This window comes from Pseudomonas sp. COR18, from assembly GCF_048568395.1.
Classification (GTDB): domain Bacteria; phylum Pseudomonadota; class Gammaproteobacteria; order Pseudomonadales; family Pseudomonadaceae; genus Aquipseudomonas; species Aquipseudomonas fuscovaginae_B.
Genome location: NZ_CP183808.1, coordinates 3076768 through 3101187, shown reverse-complemented (window position 1 = coordinate 3101187; position 24420 = coordinate 3076768). Strand labels below are relative to the sequence as shown.

Here is a 24420-nt window from a genome sequence, read left to right as displayed (position 1 = left end):
TCACGGGCTGGGTTCCCACGCCAGAGCGAGGGAACCATCATGCCCTCTGCCATCAGATCTCTCCCCGACATTTTGTTTCTCCGACTGGATTGCGCGAGCCTGACGCCGCACTATGACGGTACTGGCGCCAAGCGCCCCTCACCGACATTTCCAGGGAGGTGTCCTCATGTTCGATTTCCACCCCCAGCTCAAGCAGCACTTCGCCGCCTTGCGCACCGGGGCCGAATTCTTTTCGCTGCGCTACGTGCGCCAGACCGGCCAATACCTGTCGGTGCGCAAGAACGTTCCGGAGCCCCCCAGCCTGAGCCGTGACGAAGGCGCGATGCTGACCGTACGGGTCAATGGTGTCGAAGCCTATGCCGCCACCAACGATCTCTCCCGCCAGGGCCTGCAGGCCGCGCTGCAACGGGCCGAGGAACAGGCGCGGCTGATCGGCGCCCGTGCCCTGCTCGACCTGCGCCAGCAGGCCGTATCCAGCGAGCGTGGCGACTACCGTTCGCCGCAGCTCGACCAGGCGTTCCCGTCGCTGAGCGACTGCTACGACCTGCTCGCCGCCGAGTCCGCGGCCGTGCCCCGGGACGAGCGCCTGGTGAACTGGGAAGTCAGCCTCGGCGTGAACCACGTCGAGCAGATCTACCTCAACAGCGCCGGCGCCGAACTGCGCCAGGCCCAGCGTTTCGTCTTTCCGGGTCTGAGCGTCACCGCCTTCGACGGCATGGACAGCCAGACCCGCACCCTCGGCCGCGAGAACTTCGGCCAGCAGGGTGGCGCCGAGGTGCTCGGCCGTTCGGGGCTGATCGGTGCCGGCGCACGGGTCGCCGACCAGGCCCTGCAACTGCTGCTGGCCCCCAACACGCCATCCGGCTCGCGTGACCTGCTGCTGACCCCGGACCAGATGATCCTGCAGATCCACGAGTCCATCGGCCACCCGCTGGAACTGGACCGCATCCTCGGCGACGAGCGCAACTACGCCGGCACCAGCTTCGTCCGGGCCAGCGACTTCGGCCACCTGCAATACGGTTCCAGCCTGCTCAACGTGACCTTCGACCCGGAGATTCCCGAGCAGTTGGCCAGCTATGCCCATGACGACGACGGCAGCGCCGCCCGCAAGCAGTTCCTGATCCGCGAAGGCCTGCTGCTGCGGCCGCTGGGTGGCGCACTGTCGCAGTTCCGCGCCAACCTCGATGGCGTCGCCAACAGCCGCGCCTGCAGCTGGAACCGGCCACCGATCGATCGCATGGCGAACCTCAACATCGAGCCGGGCGACCGCTCGTTCGAGCAACTGGTCGGCGGTATCGAGCACGGCATCCTGATGTCGACCAACCGTTCGTGGTCCATCGACGATGCCCGCAACAAATTCCAGTTCGGCTGCGAATGGGGCCAGTTGATCGAGAACGGTGAACTCAAGGGAGTGGTCAAGAACCCCAACTACCGGGGGATTTCCGCCCAGTTCTGGCGCAACCTCAGCGCGGTCGGCGATGCCGGCACCTTCAAGGTCCTCGGTACGCCGAACTGCGGCAAGGGCGAGCCCAACCAGGTGATCCGCGTCGGCCACGCCTCGCCGGCCTGTGTATTCAGCCAAGTCGATGTCTTCGGAGGAGATGCCTGATGATGGACTCCACTCATTTCCAGGCGCTGCTGGACGGGTTGCAGGCGAACCTGCGGGCCACGGAACAGTTCACCCTCGGCTATGCCGCCGAGTCGTCCGAGTTCATTCGCTTCAACCACGGCCGGGTGCGCCAGGCCGGCCAGGTCCAGCAGGCCAGTCTGAGCCTCAAGCTGATCGACGGGGGGCGCCACGCGGACCTGCAGATCACCCTCTGCGGCGAGGCACAACAGGATCGCCAGCGTCTCGCCGACGGCCTGCAGCAATTGCGCGAGACCCTGCCGTTGCTGCCAGCCGATCCCTATCTGCTGCTCAATCACACCGCCTGGCAAAGCCGCAGCGTGCAGCAGCAGCCGTTGCCCGACAGTGCGCAGGTACTGGAAGAGATCAGCACCGCCGCGGCCGGCCTGGACCTGGTCGGTTTCTATGCCGCCGGCCCGATCAGCCGTGGCTTCGCCAGTTCGGACGGAGCGTTCGGCTGGCACCAGGCCAACAGCTTCAACTTCGACTGGAGCCTGTTCCACGACAACGGCCAGGCGGTGAAGGCCAGCTATGCCGGCGAACGCTGGGACAGCGAAAGCTTCGCCCGGCGCTTCCAGCAGGCCCGCGAACAACTGGCGTTCCTCGGCCGACCGCTACGCACCCTCGCTCCCGGCCAGTACCGCGCCTACCTGGCACCGGCGGCGCTGGAAGAGATCATGGGCATGCTCTGCTGGGGCGGCTTCTCGGCCCAGGCCATCGCCAGCAAGTACAGTCCGTTGCAGAAGCTGTATGCCGGCGAGGCGTCGTTCCATCCACAGGTCTGGCTGGACGAGCAGGTCAGCGGCTCGCTGAGCCCGGCCTTCTCCAGCGAAGGTTATCCACGCAGCGACCTGTCGCTGGTGGCCAGTGGTTCGGCCAACGAGCGCATGGTCAGTTCGCGCAGCGCCGCCGAGTATGGCCTGACCGCCAACGGCGCGGGCGGCGGCGAGTACCCCAGCGCGCTGGAGATGCGCGGCGGCCAACTGGCGCAGGCGGATATTCTCAAGGCGCTGGGCACCGGCCTGTATATCGGCAACCTGTGGTACCTGAACTATTCGGACCAGTCGGCGGCACGCATGACCGGCATGACCCGCTTCGCCACCTTCTGGGTGGAGAACGGCGAGATCCAGGCACCGGTCAGCACCATGCGTTTCGATGACAGTGTCTACAGCCTGCTGGGCAGCGAGCTGCTGGCCCTGACCACCGAGCGCGAACTGCTGCTGTCGGCCAGCACCTACGAACAGCGGCAGACCTCTTCCAACCTGCTGCCCGGTGCACTGATCGGCAAGCTGACCCTCACACTCTAAGAAGCCATGGGAGCGGGGTGCCCGCAAGCTGCAAAAAGCTTCGCGGGCAAGCCCGCTCCCACAATGCCCCCGCAAGCCCCCTGGCATCCCTGGCGGAAACACCCGCACACCTATCCATTCAGACTGTTGTCCCGCCAGCACGGGCGCGCTATACATACCCCTTCATCCGACAAGGCATTAAAAAGCCAGCACCTCGTTCGTCTCCCGATCATGGATCCATCAGGCTTCACCCCCGATTTCGTTACTCAATGCCACGCCTCTTTCCTCTCTCGAAAGTGTTTTGCTGGAGTTTGATATGAATCACGGAAGCTTCGTCATCAACAACCTGTTCAGACATTTCAACATCCACGTCGAACGCATCGGCGATGACCCGTGCCGCAACACCGTGCTGATGGTCAACGGCGCCCTGTCCACCACCTCCTCCTTCACCCGCACCAGCAAGTGCCTGGCCGAACATTTCAACGTGCTGCTGTTCGATCTGCCCTTCGCCGGCCGCTCGCAGGCCCACAACCCCGACCCTGGCCTGGTGACCAAGGACGACGAGGTGCAGATACTCCTGGCGCTGATCGAGCGCTTCGCGGTCAACCACCTGGTGTCGGCGTCCTGGGGCGGGATCTCCAGCCTGCTGGCCCTGGCCAGGAATCCGCCGACCATCGAGAGCTCGGTGATCATGGCCCTGGCCCCCGACCTCAACCCGCCGATGCTGGCCTATGTGCAGCGAGTGCACGAGCTGATCCAGGTCGACGACAAGTCCGCCATCGGCCACCTGCTCAACGACACCGTCGGCCACTTCCTCCCGCCTCGCCTCAAGACCACCAACCACCAGCACCTCGCCAGCATGGCCAGCACCGAATACCGCCAGGCGCGCTTCCATATCGACCAGGTGCTGCAACTGGGTGACGGCAACTACCTGAAGACGCTCTCCGATATCCGCACGCCGGTGCACTTTCTCAACGGTGCCAAGGACATCTACACCCCTGCCGAAGGCGCCCGACAGTTCCAGCGGCATATTCCCCATTGCAGTTTTTCGGTGGCCGAGGACACCGGCCACCTGCTCGACCTGGAGTCACGGGTGGCCGCCGACAACGTGCACCGGGCACTGCTCGGTTTCCTGTTGAATAAGGAGCAAATAGGGCTTCGGCACAGCGCTCAAGTGCAAACCGATCAGGCATAATCCGGTCCATAGCCTGCCAACGAAGAGCCGTTCCATGCCCGACCGTGCCCCGCTGGACGCAACGACCGCTCGCTGGCTGCCCTGGGTGGTAGCCATTGCCTTCTTCATGCAGTCCCTCGACGGGACGATCCTCAACACCGCCCTGCCCGCCATGGCCCGCGACCTGGCGGAGAACCCGCTGCGAATGCAGGGCGTGGTGATCGCCTACATGCTCACCGTGGCGTTGCTGATCCCGGCCTCGGGCTGGATTTCCGATCGCTTCGGCACCCGGCGGGTGTTCTTCAGCGCCATTCTGCTGTTCAGCATCGGTTCGCTGCTGTGCGCGCTGTCGAGTTCGCTGAACATGCTGGTCGGCGCCCGGGTGATCCAGGGCCTGGGCGGCTCGCTGATGCTGCCGGTGGGCCGGCTGGTGGTGCTGCGCGCCTATCCGCGCTCGGAGCTGGTGCGGATCATGGGTTTCATCACCATTCCCGGTCTGCTCGGCCCGTTGATCGGCCCGACCATGGGCGGCTGGATGGTGCAGTTCCTGACCTGGCACTGGATCTTCCTGATCAACCTGCCGGTGGGGCTGATCGGCTGCTATGCGGTGTGGAAGTTCATTCCCGACCTGCGCGGCAGCGAACGCACCCGTTTCGACAGCCTCGGTTTCCTGCTGTTCGGCGCGGCGATGCTGCTGATCACCATCGCCATGGAAGGCCTGGGCGAACTGCAACTGCCGCATCTGCGGGTGATGTTGCTGCTGTTCGCCGGCCTGGCCTGCCTGGCGGCCTACTGGCTGCGCGCCGGGCATGTCGACAATCCGTTGTTCGCGCCGTCGCTGTTCAAGACCCGGACCTTCGCCGTGGGCATCCTCGGCAACCTGTTCGCCCGCCTGGGCAGCGGCGCCCTGCCGTTCCTGGTGCCGTTGCTGCTGCAGGTGGCGCTGGGCTACTCGCCGTCCCAGGCCGGGATGAGCATGCTGCCGCTGGCCGCGGCGGCGATGTTCGCCAAGTCGATCGCCCGTCCGCTGATCGAGCGCCTGGGTTATCGCATCGTCCTCACCGGCAACACCCTGGCCCTGGGCATCATGCTCGCCGCCCTGGGGCTGGTCACCGAACACACGCCCTATCCACTGCTGCTGGGCATGCTGGCGGTGGCCGGGGCGATCAACTCGCTGCAGTTCACCGCGATGAACACCGTGACCCTGATCGATCTTGACGACAAGGCGGCCAGCAGCGGCAACAGCCTGCTGTCGGTGGTGGCGCAACTGTCGCTGAGCCTCGGCGTGGCCTGCGCCGGTGCGCTGCTCGGCGGTTTTACCGCGGCGATCGGCAACGATGGCGTGGAAACGGTGCTCGGCGCCTTCCAGCTGACCTTCCTCACCGTGGGCATCATGGCGATGCTGGCGGCGGCGATCTTCCTGCAACTCTCGCCCCAGGACGGACGCCGGGCGCGGGTGGTGCAGGAGCAGCATATCGAGCACTGAGCCAGGAGCTCGCTGCCTAGGGGAGCGCACACCTCCCCAGGGCGGTCCAGGGGGCGATCTTGAGGACCTGTTCGCGGGTGAATCCGACGCCCACGACTTGCATCCCACCGATATGGTGCAGGTCCACAGATAAGGGTGAGGATATCTGACTACTTTTCGTCCAGAAATTACGGATTGCCGGGGCGAGACTGATACACTACGCGGCATTTTTTCTTGCAGGCCCGTCCCGTGACCACCATCGCCACTGCTTTCAACTCGCTGCCCCTGTCCGCCGCCATGCTGGCTAACCTGGAATCCCTCGGTTATGCCCAGATGACGCCGATCCAGGCACAGAGCCTGCCGGTGATGCTCAAGGGCATGGACCTGATCGCCCAGGCCAAGACCGGCAGCGGCAAGACCGCCGCCTTCGGCATCGGCCTGCTGAACCCGATCAACCCGCGGTTCTTCGGCTGCCAGGCGCTGGTGATCTGCCCGACCCGCGAGCTGGCCGACCAGGTCGCCAAGGAAATCCGCCGCCTGGCCCGTGCCGAAGACAACATCAAGGTGCTGACCCTGTGCGGCGGCGTGCCTTTCGGCCCGCAGATCGCCTCGCTGGAGCACGGCGCGCACATCATCGTCGGCACTCCGGGGCGCATCCAGCAGCACCTGGACAAGGGCACGCTGGTCCTGCGCGGGCTCAACACCCTGGTGCTCGACGAAGCCGACCGCATGCTCGACATGGGCTTTCACGACGCCATCGAGGCGATCATCGCCCAGACCCCGGAGCGCCGGCAGACCCTGCTGTTCTCGGCCACCTACCCGGCCGGCATCAAGCAGTTGGCAGCCAAGTTCATGCGCGACCCGCAGCAGGTCAAGGTCGAGACCCTCCACACCGACAGCCAGATCGAGCAGCGCTTCTTCGAAGTGGCGCCGCAGGAACGCCTGGAGGCGGTGGTGAAGGTGCTCCACCACTATCGTCCGCAATCGTGCGTAGCGTTCTGCTTCACCAAGCAACAGGTGCAGGAAACCGTCGACCTGCTCAGTGCCAAGGGCATCTGCGCCGTCGGCCTGCACGGCGACCTGGAGCAGCGCGACCGAGACCAGGTCCTGGCGATGTTCGCCAACCGCAGTACCTCGGTGCTGGTGGCCACCGACGTCGCTGCCCGCGGCCTGGATATCGATGCCCTGGACATGGTGATCAACGTCGAGCTGGCCCGTGACCCGGAGATTCACATCCACCGCGTCGGCCGCACCGGCCGTGCCGGCGAGAAGGGCATCGCGGTGAGCCTGGTGGCCCCGGCCGATGCCCATCGGGCGCGGGCGATCGAGGAATTGCAGAAGGCCCCGCTGCTCTGGGAACAGCTCGACAGTCTCAAGGCCAAGGGCGGCGGCCCGCTGCTGCCGGCCATGAGCACCCTGTGCATCGCCGCCGGGCGCAAGGACAAGGTACGTCCGGGCGACATCCTCGGCGCCCTGACCGGCGACGCCGGGATTCCCGGGGCCCAGGTCGGCAAGATCGCGATTTTCGATTTCCAGGCCTATGTGGCGGTGGAACGCGGTATCGCCAAGCAGGCCCTGCAGCGCCTGAACAGCGGCAAGATCAAGGGCCGTTCGCTGCGCGTGCGGATTCTCTGATAGCCGCCAGGTCCATCTGTGGGGGCCGACGACCCCGGCCAGGCTGACTGGCCCATTCGCGGGCAAGCCCGCGCCCACTAAGGCCAGGGACCGGCTCCACCCCAACAGAAACCGAGTGAGGACAGCGCTGTGCGCTCTACTGAAGTTGTGATCATCGGCGCCGGTGCCGCCGGCCTGATGTGTGCCTTTACCGCCGCCGCCCGTGGGCGCCAGGTGCTGCTGCTCGACCATGCCAACAAGGCCGGGAAGAAGATCCTGATGTCCGGTGGCGGGCGCTGCAACTTCACCAACCTGTACACCGAACCGGGCAACTTCCTTTCGCAGAACCCGCATTTCTGCAAGTCGGCGCTGGCCCGCTACACCCAGTGGGACTTCATCGCGATGGTCGCCAAGCACGGCGTTCCCTACCACGAGAAGAAGCTCGGCCAACTGTTCTGCGACAACAAGTCCAGCGACATCCTCGGCATGCTGCTGGACGAATGCGACCAGGCCGGCGTCGAACTGCACCTGGACACTTCCATCGAACACATCGAAAAGCTGGACAGCGGTTACCTGCTGCAGACCACCCTTGGCCCGGTCACCTGCCAGTCGCTGGTGATCGCCACCGGCGGGCTGTCGATCCCGACCCTCGGCGCCACCGGTTTCGGCTACCAGATCGCCCGGCAGTTCGGCCACCAGGTGTTACCGACCCGCGCAGGGCTGGTGCCGTTCACCATTACCGATCAACTCAAGGCGCTGTGCACGGAACTGTCGGGGACCTCGGTCGATTGCCTGGTGAGCTGCAACGACCAGGGTTTCCGGGAAAACATCCTGTTCACCCACCGCGGCCTCAGCGGCCCGGCGATCCTGCAGGTGTCCTCGTTCTGGCAGCCAGGCGACACGGTGCATATCAACCTGCTGCCGGACCACAATGCCCTGCAGTGGCTGCAACAGCAGCAGGCCGAGCGGCCCAACAGTGAACTCAAGACTCTGCTGGGCGAAATCTTCACCAGGAAAATGGCCAACCTGCTGGCCGAACACTGGTTCGTGTCCAGGCCGATGAAGCAGTACACCCCGGCCGAGCTGGCCGAGGTGGCCGGCAAGCTCGGCGACTGGCAGGTGATTCCGGCGGGAACCGAGGGTTATCGTACGGCCGAGGTCACCCTGGGCGGGGTCGACACCCGCGAGGTGTCGTCCAAGACCATGGAATCGCTGAAGAGCCCGGGGCTGTATTTCGTCGGTGAGGTACTGGACGTCAGCGGCCACCTGGGTGGGTTCAACTTCCAGTGGGCGTGGGCTTCGGGGTATGCAGCGGCACAGTTCGTCTGAGGCGTTGCGGCAGATGGCGCTGACACCGATCGCCAGCCAGCGGAGCGCCGCCCACCGGAACAGATTTTGCTTTGTTTGCATGTGGCGCCATTGCACCGCCACCCGTCTATGAGCTAATACAGATCAACCGCTTGGCAGGCTCTCACACCTTCATGGCATCGACCTCGTTCAACCAGTCCCTGCGCCGCCTCTGGGCGCTGGACAAATTCAGTTATAGCGTTCGGGTATTCATCGCGCTGAGCGGCATCATGGCGCTGTGCTGGTTCCAGAACGAAATGAAGCTGCTGATCCCACTGTTCCTCGGGGTCATCGCCTGCGCCCTGGCCGAGACCGATGACAGCTGGCAGGGGCGCCTCAATGCCCTGGCGGTGACCCTGGTCTGTTTCAGCGTGGCGGCCTTCTCGGTCGAGCTGCTGTTCCCCTACCCCTGGGTATTCGTGGTGGCCATGGCCCTGGCGGCCTTTGCCCTGACCATGCTCGGGGCGCTGGGTGAACGTTATGGCGCGATCGCTTCGGCCACCCTGATTCTCTCGGTCTACACCATGATCGGCGTGGACCAGCGCGGCGGTGAAGTCACCAACCTCTGGCACGAGCCTCTGCTGCTGGTGGCCGGCGCCGCCTGGTACGGCGTGCTCTCGGTGCTGTGGCAGGCGATGTTCTCCAACCAGCCGGTACAGCAGAGCCTGGCCAAGCTGTTTCGCGAGCTGGGTTACTACCTCAAGCTCAAGTCGTCGCTGTTCGAACCGATCCGCCAGCTGGACGTGGAAGCCCGGCGCCTGGAACTGGCCCAGCAGAACGGCCGGGTGGTCGCGGCGCTGAACACCGCCAAGGAAATCATCCTGCACCGGGTCGGCAACGGCCGGCCGGGCTCGAAGGTCAGCCGCTACCTGAAGCTGTATTTCCTCGCCCAGGATATCCACGAACGCGCCAGCTCCTCGCACTACCCGTACAACGCCCTGGCCGAAGCCTTTTTCCACAGCGACGTGCTGTTCCGCTGCCAGCGCCTGCTGCGCCAGCAGGGCAAGGCCTGCCGGGAACTGGCGGCCTCGATCCAGTTGCGCCAGCCGTTCGTCTATGACGCCAGCTTCGCCGAGGCCCTGGCGGACCTGCATGCCTCGATGGAGCATCTGCGCATCCAGAGCAACCCGGCCTGGCGCGGCCTGCTGCGCTCGCTGCGGGCACTGGCCGCCAACCTCAGCACCCTCGACCGCCTGCTCAGCGCCGCGAGCAATCCCGACAGTCTGGCCGACGCCAGCGACAGCAGCCTGCTGGACCGCTCGCCCCGCAACTTCAAGGACGTGCTGACGCGCCTGCGTACCCAACTGACGCCGACCTCGCTGCTGTTCCGCCATGCCTTGCGCCTGCCGCTGGCCTTGAGCGTCGGCTACGGCATGGTGCACCTGGTGCACCCGTCCCAGGGCTACTGGATCATTCTCACCACCCTGTTCGTCTGCCAGCCGAACTACGGCGCCACGCGGCGCAAGCTCGGCCAGCGGATCATCGGTACCGCCTTCGGCCTGACCGCGGCCTGGGCCCTGTTCGACCTGTTCCCCAGCCCGCTGATCCAGGCGTTCTTCACCATCGCCGCCGGCCTGGTGTTCTTCATCAACCGCACCACCCGCTACACCCTGGCGACGGCCGCCATGACCCTGATGGTGCTGTTCTGCTTCAACCAGGTGGGTGACGGCTACGGGCTGTTCCTGCCACGCCTGTTCGATACCCTGCTGGGCAGCCTGATCGCCGGCCTGGCGGTGTTCCTGTTCCTGCCGGACTGGCAGGGGCGGCGCCTGAACAAGGTGCTGGCCAATACCCTGACCTGCAACAGCCTGTACCTGCGCCAGGTGATGCAGCAGTACGGCCAGGGCAAGAGCGATGACCTGGCCTACCGCCTGGCCCGTCGCAACGCCCACAACGCCGATGCGGCGCTGTCGACCACGCTGGCGAACATGCTGATGGAGCCGGGGCACTTCCGCAAGGAGGCCGACGTCGGCTTCCGCTTCCTGGTGCTGTCGCACACCCTGCTCAGCTACCTCTCGGGGCTCGGCGCGCACCGCGAGAACCCGTTGCCGGCGGAGGCCCGCGAACACCTGATCAATGGCGCCGGCGCCACGCTGGCCAACAGCATCGAGCAGATCGCCATCGGCCTGGCGAACAAGACGCCCATCGAAGTCCAGAGCGACGCTGAAGAAGCCCTGGCCAACGAACTGGAACAGATGCCGGAAGAAATCGACGAAATCCAGCGTCTGGTCCAGACCCAGCTGGCGCTGATTTGCCGGCAGTTGGGGCCATTGCGCACGCTGGCGGCGCACCTGATCAAGGGGGCGGAAGAACAGGCGCCGGTGTAAAGCCGCCAACCGCTTCGCGGGGCTTGCCCGCGAAGCTTTCGATCCGACAATCACATGCCGTGCAATTCGAGCAGGCGCTGATAACTTCCATCCGCCTTCATCGCGGCGATCTCACGGTCGAAGCCGGCGACAATCTGCTCATGCTGCGGATTCTGCAGGCTGACCAGGATATGCAACCCATTCTCCGTCAGTGGCTTGGGCAGGAACTCCACCGCATCGCGCACCTCGGGCGACTCCTGGCCAAGGTAGTAACGCGCCACATACTCATCCTCCAGCGTCAGCTTCACCCGTTCCGCCGCCAACATGCGTACGGCCAGGGCGAAGTTGTGCACCGGCACCTTCTGTAAGCGGGTATCGGCTTCGAACTCGCTGGAATAGGCATAGTCACGCACCACCGCGATCGGGTAGTCGTGCAACTGCTGCAGGTTGTCGTAGCTGATCGATGAGCCCTTGTGCCGGAGGAACATCACCCGGTTCATCAGGTACTCGCTCGAGAATTGCCCCAGCAGGGTCCTGTCCTTGCTGTACCAGGCGTTGATCAGGACATCGTAACGACCTTCGCCGACGCCCTTGAGTGCCCGCGCCCAGGGCACCTGTTCGAATTGACTGGCATAACCGGCACGGGCCAGGGCCGTACTGACGATATCGGTAGCCAGACCGCCATTGACCAGGCCCACATCGGTGAATGGCGGCCAGGCATCGGCGACCAGACGCAGCTTTTGCGCAACCGCACCCTGTGCGAGCAACAACAATCCAAGCAAGGCAAAAGCTCGATGCAGTCGCGACATGCCAAAGATCCTTAGCGGGCTGGACGGCCCAGCAGAATGAGGCGAAGCAGAGGGGCCGGAAGAAAGCAATTGAGCGCTCCCTGTTCCTAACAGTAGCTCATTAGCATCAGGGCAGACGCCCTGCCGGGCAGATTACACAAAGATGCCGAAAACGGGCAACGCGCCCGGGGCCGCAACAGTGTTCACCCGGTTGGCGGCATGGGCCAGGCCGCTTAGTATCGACAGCGGATATCGAATCAGAGTGAATGAAATGAGCATCGACTGGATCTGCAAGCACCACAGCGACCTGGGCAAGGAACAGCTGTACGCCATTCTGCGACTGCGCACCGAAGTTTTCGTGGTCGAGCAGAAATGCCCCTATCAGGAAGTCGATGGCCGCGACCTGCGGGACGACACCCATCACCTGATGGGCTGGCGCGATGACCGGCTGGTGGCCTATCTGCGCCTGCTCGACCCTCTGTCCCAGGGCGGCAACGTGGCGATCGGGCGGGTGGTCGTCGCCCCCGAAGCCCGCGGAACCGGGCTGGGCCATGAGCTGATGCAAGAAGCCCTGAGGCAGACCGAGAAGATGTGGTCGGGGCTGGAGATCTACCTGTCGGCCCAGGCGCACCTGCAGGACTACTATGGCCGCTATGGTTTCGTCGCCGTGGGCAACACCTACCTGGAGGACGGCATCCCGCACGTCGGCATGCGCAAGGCCTGAGACGGTTCAGGGATAACCCAGCACCTGCTTGATCGACGCCAGGTTGCCCTCGATCCAGCGCTTGTCGATCGCGCCCCAGTCATGAATCCGGTAGCTGCCGGCATGATTGCGGGCGCCTTCCTGCTGTTCGAATGCGCAATGAATATCCAGGTCGGCCAACGCGACGATGGTGTCCTGGGCCGTGCGCCGCGGCATGCCGGTCACTTCGGTCAGCGCCGGGACGCTGTTGGCCGCTCCGCTGTCGATCAGCCAGGCCACGTACAGGCGGCGATAGAAACTGCTCTTGGTCTTGCTGATGTCCATCGGAAAGTCCTTGTCGATCGATCAGTCGGCCACGGCGGCCTTGCCTTGCAGATCCCGCCAGGTCAGGTAGACCCGCAGGTCGAACTCCAGTTGGTGATAGCCCGGCTGCATATACTCGCACAACTGGTAGAACGCCTTGTTGTGCTCGCTTTCCTTGAGATGCGCCAGTTCATGCACCACGATCATACGGAGAAATTCCGGCGCCGCCTCCCGAAACAGTGAAGCGATGCGGATCTCCTTCTTGGCCTTGAGCTTGCCCCCCTGGACCCGCGAAATCGCGGTGTGCAGGCCGAGGGCGCGGTGGGTCAGGTCCAGGCGGTTATCGAACAGCACCTTGTCGATGGCCGGGGCGGTGCGCAGGTGTTCCTGTTTCAGGTCCAGGACATAGCCATACAGCGCCTTGTCGCTCTGCACCGCATGCCGACCGGGATAACGCTGGCTCAGGTAGGCGCCCAGCCGATCCTGGGCGATCATCTGACGCACCTGCTCCTGCAGGGACGCCGGATAGGCCTGGAGGTATTTCAGCACAGTCATGGGAGGCCATCGCCTGCATCGGGAAAGGCAGCCAGTTTAGCGAAATCAGCTCGACAGTGCGCTCCAGTCGAAGGTCGTGGCAAAACCGGTGGCATCCCTGGCGATCAGCGGACGGGCGACCAGGAAACCCTGCACGAAAGGGCAGCCATTGGTCCGCAGCCAGTGGGCCTGTTCCAGGGTCTCGACGCCTTCGGCAATCACCAGCAGGCCGAACTGCTGGCACAACTCGATCACGCTGCGCGCCAGGGCGGCATCCCGGGGCGAATCGAGAATCCGGGCGATCAGATGGCGGTCCAGCTTGAGGGTGTCCAGTTCGAGATCGCGCAGGTGATTCAGCGAGCAGTGGCCGGAACCGAAATCATCCAGGGCCACACGCACACCCTGCCCGCGGATCCGCCGCAGTTGCTTGCGTGAAGACTCGAAATCCTGCATCAGCGCCGACTCGGTGACTTCGACCTCCAGCTGGCTGGGGCGCAGGTCATACCGCTCGATCACTTCCTGCAACTCGTCGATCAGGTTCGGCATACAGAACTGCGTGGCGCTGAGGCTCACGCTCAGCACCAGCTCATCGGCGAATACGCCATTCCAGTCATGACGCTGGCTGGCCGCCTGGCGATAGATCCAGCTGCCCAGGCGACTGATCAGCCGCACTTCTTCCAGCAGCGGCAGGAACAGCCCCGGCGGGACATCGCCGACGCTGGGATGATGCCAGCGCAACAGCGCCTCGAAACCGCGCAGATGGCCGTCGTCCAGGGACACCTGGGGCTGATAGACCATCTTGAACTCACGACTCTCGATGGCCGAACGGACGCTTTCCTCGAGCATCAGCCGCGAGCGGGCGCGGCCGTTCATTTCGTGGTCGTAGTAGCGGTACTGCTGGCGTCCGGCGCGCTTGGCCTCGTACATGGCAATGTCCGCCGCCCGCAACAGGCCTTCCAGGTCGGCACCGCAATCGGGGTAGATGGCGATACCGATGCTGACCCCCAGGGTCATGTCCATGCCATCGATCTGCTGGCGGATCGACACGCGCTCGATCAGCTTCTCCGCGACTTTCGCCGCCTGCTCCGGGCGCTCCAGTTCCAGCAGGGCGGTGAACTCGTCGCCGCCCATGCGCGCCAGGATATCGAAGGGTTTCAGGCAGGCCTTCAACTGCTCGGAGACCCAGCGCAGCACCCGGTCGCCGGCATCGTGCCCAAGGGAGTCGTTGACCCGCTTGAAGCCGTCGAGGTCCAGGTACATCAGCACCATCGACTTGTGACCGGGATCGCTGCGCAGCAGGGTGTTTTCCGCGGTCTGGTAGAAGCCCCGACGGTTGAGCAGGCCGGTCAGCGGGTCGGTCACCGCCTGGAACTCCAGCTGCTGATGCAGGTGGCGCACCACCGACATGTCGAGCACGGTCACCACCATGGCCTTCTGGTCGCTGGGCAATGGCGCAAAGGACATCGCCACCGGCAGCGAATCGCCGGTGCTGGTGCACAGCAGCGCATCATGCAGGCGATAGGTCTCGCCCTTGCAGTAACCTTCGTAGAAAGGCGACGTCAGCCATTGGGCAAAGTGCGGCGTGTGCATGAAGTGCAGGAACGGCATGCCGATCAGCATTTCCAGCGGCGCCGCCAGCAGGCGCGAAATCGCCGGGTTGGCGAAGCGGATGCTGCCGTCGTCGTTGACCACCAGGATGCCCTCCGCAGCGTTGTCCAGCACCGAGGCATTGAAGGCCCGGGCCGCCTCCAGATCGCGGGTCAGGCGCTGCAAGGTGCGCCGATTGCGTTGCTGCTCGAGCAACGCCTGGATCTTGGGCTTGAGGATGTCCGGGTTGAACGGTTTGAACAGATAGTCCACCGCGCCGCTGGCATAGCCCTTGATCACGGCATCCTGGGACTGTTCGTTGGCCGTCAGGAAAATGATCGGGGTCAGCCGGGTACGCTGGCTGCCACGCATCAGTCGGGCGACTTCGAAGCCGTCCATGCCGGGCATCTGCACATCCAGCAGTACCAGGTCGATTTCGTGTTCGAGCAGTAGTGTCAGCGCTTCGATACCGGACGCCGCCGTGACCACCTGCCAGTCCTGCCGTTCCAGCAGGGCTCGCATGCTGATCAGGTTTTCAGGATAGTCGTCGACCACCAAAAGGACAGAACTGCTATCACCAGCCTTAAGTTGAGCGCAATCCATGCTGCATCTCTATAGTTCAGGGGACTCCACCCATGTCAGACGGAACCGGACGTAATTACAGAAACAACTCTAGTCCGAGTTTGCGCAAAGCGTAGTAATCACTACGCCATCATTTAACCCGGGCCCGTCTCTCCCGACTAACGGTTGATAGAAGCAATAGGCCATCTTTCGTGGTAGCACCCTGCCAATCCGACTAGCGGTCGTTCGGCCAAGCCGCCGCCAATCGGGGCTCGCGCATTTCGTCGGCGATTTGACGTCAACCGTTCGCCGCTTCGGCGTTAACAAACTATCTTTCAAGCCTTATAAAGAGCGCGCAAAAGCGCGGGCCAAAGCGGTTTGTCCGAAATTTCCGGGCAGGCCTGCGGCTGCGCGAGTCCCATGTTTTTCACGGAACAGATGATCATGATCGACCTGACGACCTGGAACCTCAGCGTCCCTGTCGGCACCCCGCCGGCAACCATCGATACCCCCAAACTGGTACAAGGCTTCAAGGACCAGTATTTTCATTCCGATACCGGCACCCTGTTCTTCTGGTCACCGGTGACCGGCTCCAAGACCGAGAATGCCATCTACCCGCGCAGTGAACTGCGCGAAACCTACCCCGACGGTCGCCTGCGCAACTGGCTGTACAGCGAGGCCAACAATTACCTGCGTGCAACCCTGGCGGTGAACCAGGTACCGTCCTCGGGCAAGATCGTCATCGGCCAGATCCATGCCTTCAACAGCACCCAGCCGATGCTCAAGGTCGAGTACCAGTACAAGGACAGCCGCAAGACCGGGATCATCGTGGTGAAGGTCCGCAACCACCCGGACGACAAGGAGAGCCGGGTCATCCAGATCGCCGACGACGTGCCGCTGGACAAGAGCTTCACCTACGTGATCCACCTCAGCCGGGGCGGCTACCTGAGCGTGCGCGCCGCCGACGCGGCGTGGTACACCCAGGTCAGCAGCAGTTGGCGCGACAAGCCGCTGTACTTCAAGGCAGGGGTCTATGTGCAGGACAACACCGGGTATACCAGCGAGGGCGGGATGGTGACCTTCTACAAGCTCGATATCGATCACGAGCAAGGCTGACGGCCCCGAATACAGGGCGGGGCTGGAGAGATACCGCTCGATCAGGGGTGAAACAGGGACGACTTGCGGTAGCTGGCGATGGGATCGATCTGCTCGATCTCATCGAACTTCACGGTTCGGTACAGACCGCTTTCGGCACAGTAGACGAGTAGCCGCGCACTCCAGTCGATACTGCACAGTTCGCCGCGCTCACAGGCCGGTGGCACGCCCGGGATACGCCGGGTCACGGTGATCTTCTGACGGGTCTTGAAATACTTCAGACGGTTTGGATCGCTTTCTTCCTCTTCGCTCATGGTCATTGGCCTCACTGGCTGAATGAACCATCAGCGTGGCGTATCGGCGCCCTGGCACACCACTGTCATAATTGACAGTCCGCTATATCGTTTCCTCATAGCCTCAAGCGCATTCGCGTCTAGCGATCGACGACCATGAAAAAACCCGCCTTGCGACGGGTTTCTTCAGCGCACAGGGTCTTAGTTGACCTTGGCGTTCAGCTCACCCTTCAGGTAGCGCTGGAACATGCCTTCCAGGGAGATCGGCTTGATCTTCGAGGCATTGCCGGCGGTGCCGAAGGCTTCATAACGGGCGATGCACACGTCACGCATCGCAACCACGGTGGCACCGAGGAACTTGCGTGGGTCGAACTCGCTCGGGTTGGTGGCCATCAGGCGACGCATCGCACCGGTGGACGCCAGGCGCAGGTCGGTGTCGATGTTGACCTTGCGTACGCCGTGCTTGATGCCCTCGACGATTTCCTCGACCGGTACGCCGTAGGTTTCCTTGATGTCGCCACCGTACTGGTTGATGATCGCCAGCCACTCCTGCGGCACCGAGGAGGAACCGTGCATCACCAGGTGGGTGTTGGGGATGCGCTTGTGGATTTCCTTGATGCGGTCGATCGCCAGCACGTCGCCGGTAGGCGGCTTGGTGAACTTGTAGGCGCCGTGACTGGTGCCGATGGCGATGGCCAGGGCGTCGACCTGGGTCTTCTTGACGAAGTCGGCGGCTTCTTCCGGATCGGTCAGCATCTGGCTGTGATCCAGCACGCCTTCGGCGCCGATACCGTCTTCTTCACCGGCCATGCCGGTTTCCAGCGAACCCAGGCAGCCCAGCTCGCCTTCCACGGAAACGCCGCAGGCGTGGGCCATGGCCACGGTCTGCTGGGTCACGCGGACGTTGTACTCGTAGTCGGTCGGGGTCTTGCCGTCTTCGCCGAGGGAGCCGTCCATCATCACCGAGCTGAAGCCCAGTTGGATCGAGCGTTGGCAGACGTCAGGGCTGGTGCCGTGGTCCTGGTGCATGCACACCGGGATATGCGGGAACTCTTCGATGGCAGCCAGGATCAGGTGGCGCAGGAACGGCGCGCCGGCGTATTTGCGGGCACCGGCCGAAGCCTGGACGATCACCGGGGAGTCAGTCTTGTCAGCGGCTTCCATGATGGCGCGCATCTGCTCAAGGTTGTTGACGTTGAAAGCCGGAACGCCGTAGCCGTATTCGGCTGCGTGGTCCAGCATCTGGCGCATGCTGATAAGTGCCATTGTGTATCTCTCTCCCGGACGAGGGTCGTTAATCGTGCAAGCCTGCCGTAGCGGCGGCTGCTATTCAAGTTAGATCAAGCTACTACCGGTCAGGGCGCCTTGCAGGCCCGACCGATCAAATCGTTGGTGGCAACCCAGTAGACCAGGCCTTCCTCACCTTTTTTGTGAAACGCCAACATGTTGTCGCTGTACAGCACGCCGCTGTCGACGGCGCCGACTTCCGGCTTGAGGCGATAGACCTGGTCGCCGCCACCGAGGCGTACATCGACCGCCTGCTGGCTGCTGTCGGCGTAACGCCAGAGCACTTCGGCCTGACTGTCGCAAACCCAGCGGGTCCAGTTGTCCGCCGGTTTCGACGACGGCAGGTTGAAGGCGGCGCAACCGCCGAGCAGTGCCAGTGAAGCGAGGGCGATAAAGCCTTTCATGCCGGTTCCTCGACTGGCGACCCAGGCCGCCAGTACTGCATGTGATAAATCAGACCCGTCAGGGGCAACCCTGTTCCCGAGCCGGCGACGGGGTGTCGTATTTCTCCAGGCCATCCGGGCCCAGGCGCTTGTTCAACAACGGCGCGGTTTCCGCCTGCCAGTCGGCCTGGTAGCAGCCCTTGCCGGCCGGATCGGGCGCTGGCCGCGACGGATCGACGGCGGCCTGGCCGGCACATCCGGCCAGCGTGGCGACGGCGAGCCACAGCGCAAGCGGCTTGGCCCTATGAACACGCTCTTTCAACGGTCGGTGCCGGCTCAGGCCTTGGCGCGGCTTTCCAGCACTTCCACGGCTGGCAGTACCTTGCCTTCGACGAACTCGAGGAAAGCACCACCACCGGTAGAAATGTAGGAGATATCCGCAGCCACGCCGTACTTGTCGATGGCGGCCAGGGTGTCACCACCACCGGCGATGGAGAATGCGGCGCTTTCGGCGATAGCCTGGGCCAGCACCTTGGTGCCATTGCCGAACTGATCGAACTCGAACACGCCGACCGGGCCGTTCCAGAGGATGGTCTGCGACGACTTCAGCAGCTCGGCGAACCGGGCGGCGGTCTGCGGGCCGATGTCGAGGATCATGTCGTCGGCGGCCACGTCGGCGATCAGCTTGACGGTGGCGGCAGCACTTTCGGCGAACTCCTTGGCCACCACCACGTCCACGGGCAGCGGTACGCTGACCTTGGCGGCGATGGCACGGGCGGTGTCCAGCAGGTCAGGCTCGTACAACGACTTGCCCACCGGGTGGCCAGCAGCGGCCAGGAAGGTGTTGGCGATGCCGCCGCCGACGATCAGCTGGTCGCAGATCTGGCTCAGGCTGTTGAGCACGTCGAGCTTGGTCGACACCTTGGAGCCGGCGACGATCGCCGCCATCGGCTTGGCCGGAGCGCCCAGGGCCTTGCCCAGCGCTTCCAGTTCGGCGGCCAGCAGAGGACCGGCGGCAGCGACCTTGGCGAACTTGGCCACGCCATGGGTCGAACCCTCGGCGCGGTGGGCGGTACCGAAGGCGTCCATCACGAACACGTCGCACAGGGCGGCGTATTTGCGGGCCAGCTCGTCGGCGTTTTTCTTCTCACCCTTGTTGAAACGCACGTTCTCGAACAGCACGATGTCGCCGGCCTTGACCTCGACGCCATCCAGGTAGTCGGCCACCAGCGGCACTTCGCGACCCAGGGCGCGGCTCAGGTAGTCGGCCACGGGCGCGAGGCTGTTCTCGGCCGAGAACTCGCCCTCGGTCGGACGGCCCAGGTGCGAGCAGATCATGACTGCCGCGCCTTTTTCCAGGGCCAGCTTGATGGTCGGCAGCGAAGCCAGGATACGCGCATCGCTGGTGACAACACCGTCCTTGACGGGGACGTTGAGGTCTTCGCGGATCAGTACGCGCTTACCTTGCAGATCGAGGTCGGTCATCTTCAACACGGTCATGGGTCGCAATCTCTGGTTTACGGTTTTGGGTGGACAACGTTCAGGTAGTGCCCTGCAACGTCGATCATTCGGTTGGCAAAACCCCATTCGTTGTCGAACCAGGCCAGCACGTTGACCAGCCTCGGGCCGGAAACGCGGGTCTGACTCGCATCGACAATCGCCGAATGGGGGTCATGGTTGAAATCACAGCTGGCGTGGGGCAACTCGGTATACGCCAGCAAACCCTTGAGCGGGCCGCTGGTAGCGGCTTCGCGCAGGATCCGGTTGACCTCCACGGCATCGGTGTCGCTGACGGTCTGCATCGTGATGTCGAGGCAGGACACGTTCACCGTCGGCACCCGTACCGCTTTGGCCTGGATTCGGCCGGCAAGTTCCGGCAGCAGCCGTTCGATACCGCGGGCCAGGCCGGTGGACACCGGGATGATCGACTGGAAGGCCGAGCGCGTGCGGCGCAGGTCCTCGGCGTGGTAGGCGTCGATCACCGGCTGGTCGTTCATCGCCGAGTGAATGGTGGTGATCGACACATGCTCCAGACCGATCGCCTGATCCAGCAGGCGCAACAGCGGCACGCTGCAGTTGGTGGTGCAGGAAGCGTTGGACACCAGCAGTTCGTCGCCGGTCAGGCAATCCTGGTTGACCCCATAAACGATGGTTGCGTCGACCGCCGCCTCGCTGGCCATCGGCTGGGAGAACAGCACCCGTGGCGCACCGGCCGCCAGGAAGCGCTGGCCGTCTTCGCGGGTGTGGTAGGCGCCGGAGCATTCGAGCACCAGGTCGACGCCCAGGCCGGCCCAGTCGATGTCTTCGGGGTTGGCGCTGCGCAGGACCTTCACGCAGCGGCCATTGATGTGCAGGCAATCGTCCTCGACCCGTACTTCGCCAGGAAAGCGGCCGTGGGTGGAGTCGAAGCGAGTCAGGTATTCAAGGCTGGCCATGTCGGCCAGATCGTTGAGGGCAACGATTTCCAGCCCGGCCCGGTCTCCCCGCTCGAACAGCGCACGCAGGACACAACGACCGATACGGCCGTAGCCGTTGAGGGCAACTCTGTAGGGACGCGGTTGAGGCATGGGGATCTCGCCGGAGCTTGAACATCAAGAACCCATGCCGGGGCATGGGTTCTGTGAAAACGGGACTGTCTGTGAGCCAGGGAAGCAGGCGGTGTACGGGCTACCGTCTTCGCGGGCAAGCCCTGCTCCTACAGGAGGGTGCCGTGCACAAATGTTGCGTACGACACACACCTTGTAGGAGCAGGGCTTGCCCGCGAAGAGGCCGGCCCGGACAACCGGCCTGTCACCGGACTCAGTCTTCCAGCAGTTCCTCGGCCTGACCCAGGATATTCTCCAGGGTGAAGCCGAACTCTTCGAACAGGGCTGCCGCCGGCGCCGACTCACCGTAGGTGGTCATGCCGATGACGCGGCCTTCCAGGCCCACGTACTTGTACCAGTAGTCGGCGTGCGCCGCCTCGATGGCGATCCGTGCACCGACTTCCAGCGGCAGGACCGCCTGCTTGTAGCTGGCATCCTGGGCATCGAACAGGCTGGTGCAAGGCATGGACACCACGCGGACCTTGCGGCCCTGCTCGGTCAGCTTGTCGAAGGCCTGTACCGCCAGGCCGACTTCGGAACCGGTGGCGATCAGGATCAGCTCGGGCTCGCCCGCGCAATCCTTGAGCACGTAGCCACCGCGGCTGATGTTGTCGATCTGCGCGGCATCACGCACCTGGTGCTGCAGGTTCTGCCGGGAGAAGATCAGCGCCGAAGGACCGGCCTTGCGCTCGATCGCATGCTTCCAGGCCACGGCGGATTCCACCGCGTCGGCTGGACGCCAGGTATCGAGGTTCGGCGTGGTGCGCAGGCTCGCCAGTTGCTCGATCGGCTGGTGGGTCGGGCCGTCTTCGCCCAGACCGATGGAGTCGTGGGTGTAGACATGGATCACGCGCTGCTTCATCAGGGCCGACATGCGCACCGCGTTGCGGGCGTATTCCATGAACATCAGGAAGGTCGCGCCGTAAGGCACCAGGCCGCCGTGCAGTGCCACGCCGTTCATGATCGCGGTCATGCCGAACTCGCGCACGCCGTAGTACATGTAGTTGCCGCTGGCATCCTCGGCGCTGACGCCCTTGCAACCTTTCCACAGGGTCAGGTTGGAGCCGGCCAGGTCAGCCGAGCCGCCGAGGAACTCGGGCAGCAGCGGACCGAAGGCGTTCAGGGCGTTCTGGCTGGCCTTGCGGCTGGCGATGGTTTCACCCTTGGCCGCGACTTCGGCGATGTAGGCCGAGGCCTTTTCCGAGAAGTCGGCCGGCAGTTCGCCGCTCAGGCGACGCACCAGCTCGTTGGCTTCGGTCGGGAAGGCCGCGGAGTAGGCGGCGAAACGCTGGTCCCACTCGGCCTCGACGGCACGGCCGGCTTCCTTGGCGTCCCATTCGGCGTAGATGTCGGCCGGGATTTCGAACGGACCGTGGTTCCACTTCAGCGCGGCGCGGGTCAGGGCGATTTCCGCGTCACCCAGCGGGGCACCGTGGCAATCTTCCTTGCCCTGCTTGTTCGGCGAACCGAAACCGATGGTGGTCTTGCAGCAGATCAGGGTCGGCTGCTCGCTCTTGCGGGCGGTCTCGATGGCGGTCTTGATCTCTTCCGGATCGTGACCGTCGACATTGCGGATCACCTGCCAGTTGTAGGATTCGAAACGCTTCGGCGTGTCGTCGGTGAACCAGCCTTCGACTTCGCCATCGATGGAGATGCCGTTGTCGTCGTAGAAGGCAATCAGCTTGCCCAGGCCCAGGGTGCCGGCCAGGGACGCGACTTCATGGGAAATGCCTTCCATCATGCAGCCGTCACCCAGGAACACATAGGTGTGGTGGTCGACGATGTTGTGGCCGGGACGGTTGAACTGCGCCCCCAGGACCTTTTCCGCCAGGGCGAAACCGACGGCGTTCGCCAGGCCCTGGCCGAGTGGACCGGTGGTGGTTTCCACGCCCGGGGTGTAACCGAATTCGGGGTGACCCGGGGTACGGCTGTGCAGTTGACGGAAATTCTTCAGGTCGTCGATCGACAGGTCGTAGCCGGTCAGGTGCAGCAACGAGTAGATCAGCATCGAGCCATGGCCGTTGGACAGGACGAAACGGTCGCGGTCGGCGAAGGACGGGTTGCTCGGGTTGTGTTTCAGGTAGTCACGCCACAGTACTTCGGCAATATCCGCCATACCCATGGGGGCACCGGGATGGCCGCTGTTGGCTTTTTGCACGGCATCCATGCTGAGGGCACGAATGGCGTTGGCACGCTCACGACGGCTGGGCATCGCTGATCTCCTGGGTTTTGAGTTGAAACGAAACGGAAAAAAGGGGTGCATTTTCCCTCAGGGAGAGCCCTCGGGGCAATGACAGATAGTCGTTCCACCGCGTTTTTCCCGCCGATAGTTGCGCATCGTGCTGATGAATCCTTTCCGCTCTTGGTCTGTAGAGCCACGGGAAAAGGGGAAAGTGCCATTTATCCTGCAATATCAAAAGTTTTTGATATTGCCCTTGCAGGGCATCGCGACGCTGACTAGACTGCTGGCCTTATGAATCTACCTGCGCCCGCCCTGCTTCACGATCGCTGCGACGAGCTGTCCGCCCTGTGCAAGGCCGGCGGCGATCCGTTGCGGCTGAACGTATTGCGGGCGCTGGCCAACGACTCGTTCGGCGTGCTGGAGCTGGCGCAGATCTTCGCCATCGGTCAGTCGGGCATGAGCCACCACCTCAAGGTACTGGCCCAGGCCAACCTGGTAGCGACCCGCCGGGAAGGCAACGCGATCTTCTATCGTCGCGCCCTGCCCCACACCGAATTGCCGGGCGGCCGGCTGCACGCCGCCCTGCTCGACGAGGTCGACGCCCTGCAACTGCCGGTCGAGGTGCAGGCCCGTATTACCCAGGTACACAGGCAACGGGCCGCCGCCAGCCAGGATTTCTTCGCCAAGGTCGCGGAAAAGTTCCGCGCCCAGCAGGACCTGATCGCCGGCCTGGCGCAATACCGCGAAAGCGTCCTGGCGCTGCTCGACAAGCTCAACTTCGCGCCGACCGCCACGGCCCTGGAAATCGGCCCCGGCGACGGTGGCTTCCTGCCCGAGCTGGCGCGGCGTTTCCAGCAGGTCACGGCGCTGGACAACAGCCCGGCCATGCTCGAATTGGCCCGCCAACTGTGCGACCGCGAGGCGTTGACTAATGTCAGCCTGCAACTGGCCGATGCATTGCAGAACAACAGCATCCAGGCCGACTGTGTGGTCCTGAACATGGTCCTGCACCATTTCGCCGCGCCGGCCGAAGCCTTGAAGCAGATGACCGGGTTACTGCGACCCGGCGGCAGTCTGCTGATAACCGAGTTATGCAGCCACAACCAGAGCTGGGCCAGGGAGGCCTGCGGTGATCTCTGGCTGGGGTTCGAACAGGAAGACCTGGCCCGTTGGGCCATCGCTGCGGGGCTCGTCCCCGGGGACAGCCTCTATGTAGGCTTACGTAATGGTTTCCAGATTCAGGTTCGCCACTTTCAGGGACCGACTGGCGCCACTCAACATCGGTAAACTCAGGAAAACC

Annotated in this window: 21 protein-coding genes; 10 read left to right on the top strand and 11 right to left on the bottom strand. The window is 63.9% G+C overall.

Annotation, left to right across the window (positions count from 1 at the left end; all coding sequences use genetic code 11):
- Positions 1-166 precede the first annotated feature (166 nt).
- The 7 genes from ACM62G_RS14265 to yccS all read left to right on the top strand — a co-directional run bounded on the left by ACM62G_RS14265 (position 167) and on the right by yccS (position 10840).
- On the top strand, positions 167-1609 hold the full coding sequence (locus ACM62G_RS14265) for a TldD/PmbA family protein (RefSeq protein ID WP_419737358.1): 1443 nt from the start codon (positions 167-169) through the stop codon (positions 1607-1609).
- A gap of 2 nt (positions 1610-1611) precedes the next feature.
- Complete coding sequence (locus ACM62G_RS14260) at positions 1612-2934, top strand: TldD/PmbA family protein (protein WP_419737522.1); 1323 nt, start codon at positions 1612-1614, stop codon at positions 2932-2934.
- Positions 2935-3229: 295 nt separating this feature from the next.
- On the top strand, positions 3230-4108 hold the full coding sequence (locus ACM62G_RS14255; RefSeq protein ID WP_419737357.1) for an alpha/beta fold hydrolase: 879 nt from the start codon (positions 3230-3232) through the stop codon (positions 4106-4108).
- A gap of 34 nt (positions 4109-4142) precedes the next feature.
- Complete coding sequence (mdtD, locus tag ACM62G_RS14250; RefSeq protein ID WP_419737356.1) at positions 4143-5573, top strand: multidrug transporter subunit MdtD; 1431 nt, start codon at positions 4143-4145, stop codon at positions 5571-5573.
- Positions 5574-5849: 276 nt separating this feature from the next.
- Positions 5850-7187, top strand: a complete 1338-nt coding sequence (gene dbpA, locus ACM62G_RS14245) for an ATP-dependent RNA helicase DbpA (protein ID WP_239688056.1) — start codon at positions 5850-5852, stop codon at positions 7185-7187.
- A 129-nt stretch (positions 7188-7316) separates the two neighbouring features.
- Positions 7317-8495, top strand: a complete 1179-nt coding sequence (locus tag ACM62G_RS14240) for an NAD(P)/FAD-dependent oxidoreductase (protein WP_419737355.1) — start codon at positions 7317-7319, stop codon at positions 8493-8495.
- A 152-nt stretch (positions 8496-8647) separates the two neighbouring features.
- Positions 8648-10840 (top strand): YccS family putative transporter, encoded by a 2193-nt coding sequence (yccS, locus tag ACM62G_RS14235; protein WP_054059935.1) that lies wholly within the window; start codon positions 8648-8650, stop codon positions 10838-10840.
- Between the two features lie 50 nt (positions 10841-10890).
- On the opposite strand, the gene ACM62G_RS14230 is transcribed toward yccS, so the two are convergent.
- Positions 10891-11628, bottom strand: coding sequence for a substrate-binding periplasmic protein (locus tag ACM62G_RS14230; RefSeq protein ID WP_273825271.1), 738 nt, complete (start codon positions 11626-11628; stop codon positions 10891-10893).
- Positions 11629-11878: 250 nt separating this feature from the next.
- Between ACM62G_RS14230 and ACM62G_RS14225 the strand changes: the two genes are divergently transcribed.
- The gene (locus tag ACM62G_RS14225) at positions 11879-12331 is read left to right on the top strand and encodes a GNAT family N-acetyltransferase (RefSeq protein ID WP_054059933.1); all 453 of its coding nucleotides are present in this window, start codon (positions 11879-11881) and stop codon (positions 12329-12331) included.
- 6 nt (positions 12332-12337) lie between these two features.
- Here the strand turns inward: ACM62G_RS14225 and ACM62G_RS14220 are convergent, their stop codons facing one another.
- Genes ACM62G_RS14220 through ACM62G_RS14210 form a run of 3 tightly spaced genes read right to left on the bottom strand, consistent with a single transcriptional unit; the run spans position 12338 to position 15337 of the window.
- Positions 12338-12634: a winged helix-turn-helix domain-containing protein gene (locus ACM62G_RS14220; protein WP_273825269.1), complete on the bottom strand. Its 297-nt coding sequence runs from the start codon at positions 12632-12634 to the stop codon at positions 12338-12340.
- A 21-nt stretch (positions 12635-12655) separates the two neighbouring features.
- Positions 12656-13168, bottom strand: coding sequence for a M48 family metallopeptidase (locus ACM62G_RS14215; RefSeq protein WP_419737354.1), 513 nt, complete (start codon positions 13166-13168; stop codon positions 12656-12658).
- Between the two features lie 45 nt (positions 13169-13213).
- Positions 13214-15337, bottom strand: a complete 2124-nt coding sequence (locus tag ACM62G_RS14210; RefSeq protein ID WP_419737353.1) for a putative bifunctional diguanylate cyclase/phosphodiesterase — start codon at positions 15335-15337, stop codon at positions 13214-13216.
- Between the two features lie 402 nt (positions 15338-15739).
- Between ACM62G_RS14210 and ACM62G_RS14205 the strand changes: the two genes are divergently transcribed.
- Positions 15740-16411 carry a polysaccharide lyase family 7 protein gene (locus tag ACM62G_RS14205; RefSeq protein WP_054059940.1) on the top strand — a complete coding sequence of 224 codons (672 nt, stop codon included), beginning with the start codon at positions 15740-15742 and terminating at the stop codon, positions 16409-16411.
- A gap of 41 nt (positions 16412-16452) precedes the next feature.
- Here the strand turns inward: ACM62G_RS14205 and ACM62G_RS14200 are convergent, their stop codons facing one another.
- The 7 genes from ACM62G_RS14200 to tkt form a co-directional block, all read right to left on the bottom strand.
- The gene (locus ACM62G_RS14200; protein WP_273825263.1) at positions 16453-16704 is read right to left on the bottom strand and encodes a hypothetical protein; all 252 of its coding nucleotides are present in this window, start codon (positions 16702-16704) and stop codon (positions 16453-16455) included.
- 180 nt (positions 16705-16884) lie between these two features.
- The gene (gene fba / locus ACM62G_RS14195; protein ID WP_017902971.1) at positions 16885-17949 is read right to left on the bottom strand and encodes a class II fructose-bisphosphate aldolase; all 1065 of its coding nucleotides are present in this window, start codon (positions 17947-17949) and stop codon (positions 16885-16887) included.
- Positions 17950-18038: 89 nt separating this feature from the next.
- Positions 18039-18374 carry an MliC family protein gene (locus ACM62G_RS14190; RefSeq protein ID WP_054059929.1) on the bottom strand — a complete coding sequence of 112 codons (336 nt, stop codon included), beginning with the start codon at positions 18372-18374 and terminating at the stop codon, positions 18039-18041.
- Between the two features lie 58 nt (positions 18375-18432).
- Positions 18433-18675 (bottom strand): hypothetical protein, encoded by a 243-nt coding sequence (locus ACM62G_RS14185; protein WP_301601771.1) that lies wholly within the window; start codon positions 18673-18675, stop codon positions 18433-18435.
- Positions 18676-18689: 14 nt separating this feature from the next.
- On the bottom strand, positions 18690-19853 hold the full coding sequence (locus tag ACM62G_RS14180; protein ID WP_054059927.1) for a phosphoglycerate kinase: 1164 nt from the start codon (positions 19851-19853) through the stop codon (positions 18690-18692).
- Positions 19854-19870: 17 nt separating this feature from the next.
- Entirely contained in the window at positions 19871-20920 is a 1050-nt protein-coding gene (gene epd, locus ACM62G_RS14175) for an erythrose-4-phosphate dehydrogenase (RefSeq protein ID WP_054059926.1), read from the bottom strand.
- A gap of 232 nt (positions 20921-21152) precedes the next feature.
- Complete coding sequence (gene tkt / locus ACM62G_RS14170; RefSeq protein ID WP_054059925.1) at positions 21153-23150, bottom strand: transketolase; 1998 nt, start codon at positions 23148-23150, stop codon at positions 21153-21155.
- A gap of 261 nt (positions 23151-23411) precedes the next feature.
- Between tkt and ACM62G_RS14165 the strand changes: the two genes are divergently transcribed.
- The gene (locus ACM62G_RS14165; protein WP_054063516.1) at positions 23412-24407 is read left to right on the top strand and encodes an ArsR/SmtB family transcription factor; all 996 of its coding nucleotides are present in this window, start codon (positions 23412-23414) and stop codon (positions 24405-24407) included.
- Positions 24408-24420: the final 13 nt, after the last annotated feature.